We start from the raw sequence: 6,471 nt of genomic DNA, 5'->3' as shown, positions 1-6,471 counted from the left end.
TTATTATATTATTATTTAATCATTATCTAAATAATAATTAAATTAGGAGTTAAATTTATAAAATGAAAAAAAATGCTAAACATAATCAATGTATTTATCTGTAGTTTTCTTACAGTTTGCCAGTTAATGCCTGTAATTTTTTTGGTGACAATTCTCATAGTTCACACGTTTTATATAAATATGAAGAATCATTTAATGGCACTAGTTCTGAATATGAAGGAAATATTGTAAATAACATCAAAATAGAATCTTGAAAAAAATATGCAAATGATTGACAATCATTTATCAATAAATATAAATTATTGAAGTTTAGTGATACTTCATTTATTAAAATTGAAACTCCTAATTATATAAATGATCCTACACGTAATTTTAAATACCCAAATGAGATTACAGGTCCTGACTTACGAATTAGTACACAAAGTATTGTTTCATCAATTAATAAAATGATTCACGAAAACAAATTTGAAAAATGAGTTTTATGTACTATTATGGCTCATGGTATACTTCTTTAGTTTATATTAATATGCTGTCTCATTCTTTTATTTAATATAGTGATAATGGTAATATTTATTTAACTGTTTATTTAACTGAAGAATCAAAAAATGCTGTAGAAGGAGCACGATTTAAAATATTTATAAATGATGTATTTTTATAATTAATTTTTAAATCATCACTTTTGTTTTGATTTTTTAATTGTCTGAGTTGTAAAATTTAATTGAGCCATATTTTTTTGAACAAACCAATTACAATTTGATAAAGAGAATATATGGATTATTTTTATTATTTTTTTTAATTTATATGCAACTTTGAACTTACCCCAGTTTGGAGCAAAGAACTCTGTCTGGGTTTTGAGGGTAAGTTCATTGGGCGTTCTCGATATAGTAAATTTTGAAAATCTAGGTTATGTAGATAACTGTATAGGTTTTCTACTCTTTGTGTTTTCTAAGTTATTTGTTGGTACTTCTGGTAAACTTTCTAACAATTGTTTTTCAAAAGAGTTATTTGCAGTTGACATTTGTAGCGAAGTAGATACCTGAATTAAATTAGTTTCATCATTACTTACGGAGTTTATTTTTTCTGATACATTGGCAGAAGTAGAAACAGATTGATTATTATAGATTAGAGTAGCCTTTGATAACTGTGATGAAGTTTCTTTTGAAGACAAGGTTGATGGAGTTGTTACTTCTGTCTCACAAATATTATTTTCTGTCGTATTTTTTAATCATTTCTCTTGATATTGTTTTTGAAATGTTGGGTTATTATAATATTTAGAATGCATTCCTCCCATTTCAAGTAAAACTTGTGGAGAGATACTCAAAAATTCTTTTAAACTTGTAAAATCCGTTTTATTAATTTTTTCTCTTGTTTCTTTGTAATTTTTATAATCCTTAGTTACTTTATTTTTTTGTTCCAAAGAAAGTTTTTTTAAGTTGTCAACCACTTCTTTATTGTATTTTTTAGTAGCTATATTTAAAGCATTATTTCCGGTATTATTTTTTTGATTAAAATGAGCACCAGCAACTATTAATTTTATGGCCATTTCTAAATGATTTTTTTCTAGTGCTCATGTTAAGGGACTATTAGAATACATAAAATTATTTCAACTGTTGACATTAGCACCAGCATCTATTAATTCTTCCACTACATTTAAATGCCCATTTTAGCAGCTATACTTAATGGTGTCTCACCGTTACTATTTTCATAATTAACATTACCACCTTCAGTTATTAATTTTTTCACTTCCTCAAAATTACCATTTTCAGCAGCAAAATATAATTCTTTATTTCTTTTTCAATCTTTTCACTTCTTGTTCACTCATTCAATAATAAACATAAATTTTCTCCTTCCAAAATAAAAACCTATTTACTTTAAAATTAAAGCAATAGGTTGAAAACTATCTTTAATTTCTCATTTTAATCATACATACATCTATTAACTTTATGCAATATATGCAATAGTGTTCTAAAAAAGAGTTAAAGATAACCCTCTCGCAGAAAGTTTAAATCAATTTCAAAATGAAGTTGCTACCGATATATTGCAGCTGTTGATAACATTTTGCAATCTAATTATTGGTATAAAAGCAATAACCAGTAGTCAAAATCTTTTAACTAGGGGTTTTGTTTTGCATTCATTATCATTAAATTATATTGACAATCCACCTATTATAAGTTACATTTAAATTATAAGTATTAAATGAGTTTAAAAAAGAATGGGGATATAAATTATGAAAACATTTTTAGTATTGATGAATCTTTTAGGGTTAAGTACTTTTGTAACACCAATTGCTAATTTATTAAGTAATTCTTCTGTAATTGGCAATAATAATTTACAAGTAACTGATGAATATGAAGTTAAAAGTAATTACAGTTATCATTCAGGTTGAGTTGAAGTTGATTTTGATGATACTGTTTTAATTGATGTTCAAAAGTATATTGATAAGGGAGAAGTAGATTCAAATTATTACAGTTTCTTTTACTTAAAGGGCAAAGAAGTATATAGTTGAGATTGAGGTCACGCAGTTCCTGGATATACTTGAACTTGAACTTATATTAAACCTGATAAATCTGAAACCTTATTTACATACTATAATTATGGTTATGGAAATTCTGAACATTCAATTTATTTTAAATTCGGAATTTCTCACGATAGTTAAGAAAAGGAACTATTTTAATGTTAACTACTTTATTTAAAAAATCTTTTAAAAGTAAACTTTTTATTTTGTTATTTACTATTTTTACATTGGCAAGCGGGGTATTTGTCGGTTTTCCTTTGATGGTAAGTTTAGCAAACGGTTTTACTATTCAAATGATAAATAATGTAATGTGAACCATGATGTTTTGCGTTTTTATGGTAGTATTATTAATTATTTTGTTAGTATTAAAAACTATTATCTTTGATAAAGATTTAGATTTTTTAATTAAAGTTGAAATTCAGTATCAAATAAGTAAAACTAAAATTTATTTTTATCGATTTTTAGTTCTACTTACTTATGCTTATATTTATATTACTTTTTGTTTAATTTGTTATTTTATCTATATAGAAATTTTTGTCCACGAAAAAATGAAACTTAATATTTTTTTAACAGCAACGGTTGGGTATGTTGCTTTCTTATATATTTTTGTTTTAGGAACAATTGCTATTTTATTTTTAACAACTTTTATTAAAAATACTGGATTTAAATTTTCATTACCTTTTATCATATTATTGCCTTTTATTGGAATGACAATAAATTCACAATTTTTTCTAGCACCTAATGCTAATGTTTCTTTTCAGTCATTTATTGCAATTGAGCAAGATATGTTAATTTATCAAAAATTTCAAACATCTAATATTTTAGATGACTATTCTGATTGTTTTAATAACAATATTTTAAATCAAGAAATTGAGAATATTTTTCCTGAAAATCAATTGCATAATTTTGAAAAATATAATATCTTTTTTAAACAAACTATTTCTCAAGGTGGAGGAACTATTTATCGAGGTGAACCAAATCAAATTAACTATGATAAAAAAAATCGTACTATTACTGATGTTTATTGAGATTTAGCTAATAAAACTAATAATTTTCGTTTTAAAAGTTTTTTTACGTGCTTAGCAAAAATGTTTTCTAATTTTGAAATTAATAACATGTTTAACTTAAATCTTTTACAAGGTGGACAAAATAGCATAGGTTTTATTAGTAAACAAGATTTTGGTGGAATGTTTTATAATAGAACTACTGGCAAATATACTAAAAGTATAGATGCTTTTATTACAGAACATTTTATTAGTTTAACGCAACATTATGGTAGTGCCATTAATCAAGAACAAGTAAAAAAAATTTCAAACATATTATCATGACTTTACTAAGCAAATTACTTTAATGGCAAATTTATTTTTTTGAGAGCAACCAGGTTATATTTTAGCTGGCAATGATTATAATTTTGAAAATGATTTAAATCGTGCTGCAATGTACATGACATCTACAATTATTCAAAGAGCAGTTAATTTTAATTTTATTAATAATTCTCAAGGATATGTTATATTAAGTTCAAAAATTGAAAGAATGTATTCTTATGAGTTTTTAGTAATCCTTTATTTAAGTATAATTATCATTATGAATTACATTGCATTTATTATTTTTAAAAGAAAAATTATTCCTTAAAGGAGAAAATAAAAAAATATGCTTCAAGTTAAAAATTTAACTAAAAAATATCAGAAATTCTTAGCATTAGACAATATCAATTTTACCCTTAAAAAAGGTGAAATTCTTGGTTTAGTAGGCGACAATGGTGCAGGAAAAACGACTTTAATTAATTGTATTTTAGTAAATGTTAAAACAGTTTCTGGTCAGATTTTTTTAAATAAAATTGAAATTGAAAAAAATCACAAAGATTGTTTAAAAATAATTTTTATGCCTGATTTAATGGGTGTGACAATTGATTTAACTATTAAAGAGTATGTTAGTTATTTAGCAATTTTAAAAAAAGAAGATAAGAAAAAAGCATTAGCTAAACTAGTTATGGCACTTAACGAATTAGGTTTTGAAAAAGATTTGGTTAATAAAAAAATTAGTAATTTATCAGCTGGACAAAAGAAAAAAGTTTTTTTGTGCGATGCTTTTAAGTTTAAGTCTTGATTTATTAATTTTAGATGAACCTACTGCAAATTTAGATGTTAAAACTAAAGAAGAATTTATTGAAATCATTAAATTATTAAATAGTAAAGGTGTCACAATTTTAATTACATCTCATATTATCGAAGAATTACAACAAATTATTAATCATTTAGTAATTATTAATAATAAAAAAATTGTTTATGATCAAAAATTTGATAAAAATAAACAAACAATTAAAGCAATTTATGATCAATTTGTTGAAAGAAAAATGCAAGACTTAAATAAAATTAAAGATATTATTAGTTTTTAAATGTAATTTATCATAAGGTAATTGATATTAGTTTTGTTAAATCATAAGAAAATAGTAAAAAATACTTTTAGTTTCATATTTATGAAAAAATTCACTCTAAATTTATGTTTTCACCAATGGAAGTTTTAAGGTAAAATTAAAAATAATTTTTTGTCGCATTAAAGGTAGAATAATTCTGCCTTTATTTATTCAATTTCCCTAAAAATTTCAATAAAACCATAAGATAAAGCAAATATTATGTTACTATTAAAGAAAAATTAATAACTAAAAACTTTTATTATGAAAGGATAATCATATGCCAAATATTCATTTTAAACAAACTTTCATTCGTGACGCTGTTCATAAAAATATTAACATTAGTGAACCAGTCATTAAGGCGCTTGTCGGGTGTAAAGAATTTCAAAGACTAAGATGAATTAGTCAACTTGGAGGAGCTCAAATTGCTTTTCCTAGCGCTACTCATACGAGATTTGGACATAGCCTTGGTGTTTATCATATCTTAAATCGAGTTCTTAATGAAGTCACTGGTTCTGAACAGATTAGTAATGAAGAAAAAATAAGTATTAAAATTGCTGGTTTATTACATGATTTAGGTCATGGTCCTTTTTCTCATAGTTTTGAAAAAATATTAAATCTTAATAACGTTAGTAAGCATCAATTTACTCATGAGCAATATAGTTGTGATATTATTAAAGATAGCAATACTGAAATTAATAGCATTTTAAAACAATTTAAAATTGATGTTGACACTATTATTGGCATTATTAAAAAGAACTATCTTAACCATCCTAAATATCAAATTCAATTAGTATCTTCACAATTAGATTGTGACCGTATTGATTATCTAATGCGTGATGGTTATTTCACAGGTGTTGATTTTGGAAGTATTGATTTAGAATGAATTATAACTAGTATGATTATTGATGTTAAAGTTGGATTAACTTTTTCTCAAAAAGCTATTTCTGCTATTGAAAACTATTTAATAACTAGATTTCATATGTATTCACAAGTCTACTATCATAAAAGTGGAATTGTCTTTGATAGTTATTTACAACAATTATTTAGTCGTTTAACAACATTGCATAATGATAAAAATTATAATTTTGCAATTAATGTTGATGAATTTATGCCAATTTTTATAGGTAATAAGATTAATATCACTACTTATTTAAGTTGAACCGATGCTACCATTATCAAATTATTACAAGATATTATTTTATTAGAACAAGATAGTGTCTTGCTAGATATTGCTAAAACTATTCTCTTTTGTCACGAATGGCAAGAACAAGTAGATTCATTAAAAATTAATGTTACTACCACCGATAAAGGTTTTAAACGAAGATTAAATAATGTACTTTATGATTTTACTAAAGACCCTATTTTAATTAAAACTACTAATGGTAACTACGTACCTTTAGAAAAACTTTCACAAATTTTACAAAGTCCCACTAAAATTCAAACTACTACGTATTTTTTAAAAAAAAATAGTAGTTATTACTAACTACTAATTGTCAATACTTAAATCTTCTATCTTATAAGTATCTATTAAATTATACACGCA

At 24.1% G+C, this 6,471-nt stretch carries 9 protein-coding genes; 7 read left to right on the top strand and 2 right to left on the bottom strand.

The features are described from left to right. Positions 1 to 116: 116 nt before the first annotated feature. Positions 117 to 515 (top strand): hypothetical protein, encoded by a 399-nt coding sequence (locus RDJ14_RS03365; RefSeq protein ID WP_308149965.1) that lies wholly within the window; start codon positions 117 to 119, stop codon positions 513 to 515. 389 nt (positions 516 to 904) lie between these two features. Here the strand turns inward: RDJ14_RS03365 and RDJ14_RS03360 are convergent, their stop codons facing one another. Both RDJ14_RS03360 and RDJ14_RS03355 read right to left on the bottom strand, forming a co-directional pair. Then, complete coding sequence (locus RDJ14_RS03360; RefSeq protein WP_308149964.1) at positions 905 to 1,645, bottom strand: ankyrin repeat domain-containing protein; 741 nt, start codon at positions 1,643 to 1,645, stop codon at positions 905 to 907. A 5-nt stretch (positions 1,646 to 1,650) separates the two neighbouring features. Further along, the gene (locus RDJ14_RS03355) at positions 1,651 to 1,836 is read right to left on the bottom strand and encodes an ankyrin repeat domain-containing protein (RefSeq protein WP_308149963.1); all 186 of its coding nucleotides are present in this window, start codon (positions 1,834 to 1,836) and stop codon (positions 1,651 to 1,653) included. Between the two features lie 391 nt (positions 1,837 to 2,227). Here RDJ14_RS03355 and RDJ14_RS03350 point away from each other — a divergent pair, with 391 nt between their 5' ends. From RDJ14_RS03350 to RDJ14_RS03325, 6 genes are all read left to right on the top strand, one after another. Then, positions 2,228 to 2,656, top strand: coding sequence for a hypothetical protein (locus RDJ14_RS03350; RefSeq protein WP_308149962.1), 429 nt, complete (start codon positions 2,228 to 2,230; stop codon positions 2,654 to 2,656). A 17-nt stretch (positions 2,657 to 2,673) separates the two neighbouring features. Next, the gene (locus RDJ14_RS03345) at positions 2,674 to 3,852 is read left to right on the top strand and encodes a hypothetical protein (protein ID WP_308149961.1); all 1,179 of its coding nucleotides are present in this window, start codon (positions 2,674 to 2,676) and stop codon (positions 3,850 to 3,852) included. A gap of 13 nt (positions 3,853 to 3,865) precedes the next feature. After that, positions 3,866 to 4,147, top strand: coding sequence for a hypothetical protein (locus tag RDJ14_RS03340; protein ID WP_308149960.1), 282 nt, complete (start codon positions 3,866 to 3,868; stop codon positions 4,145 to 4,147). Between the two features lie 18 nt (positions 4,148 to 4,165). Then, on the top strand, positions 4,166 to 4,663 hold the full coding sequence (locus RDJ14_RS03335; protein WP_308149959.1) for an ATP-binding cassette domain-containing protein: 498 nt from the start codon (positions 4,166 to 4,168) through the stop codon (positions 4,661 to 4,663). Further along, entirely contained in the window at positions 4,599 to 4,910 is a 312-nt protein-coding gene (locus tag RDJ14_RS03330; protein WP_308149958.1) for an AAA family ATPase, read from the top strand. Before RDJ14_RS03335 ends, RDJ14_RS03330 begins: the two co-directional genes overlap by 65 nt. Positions 4,911 to 5,205: 295 nt before the next feature. Continuing rightward, positions 5,206 to 6,411: an HD domain-containing protein gene (locus tag RDJ14_RS03325; protein ID WP_308149957.1), complete on the top strand. Its 1,206-nt coding sequence runs from the start codon at positions 5,206 to 5,208 to the stop codon at positions 6,409 to 6,411. Positions 6,412 to 6,471 lie beyond the last annotated feature (60 nt).

It is taken from the genome of Spiroplasma sp. AdecLV25b (genome assembly GCF_030913225.1).
Taxonomy (GTDB): Bacteria; Bacillota_I; Bacilli_A; order Mycoplasmatales; family VBWQ01; genus Spiroplasma_E.
The sequence above is the reverse complement of the archived record's forward strand: the minus strand, read 5'-3'. Positions and strand labels throughout refer to the sequence as shown.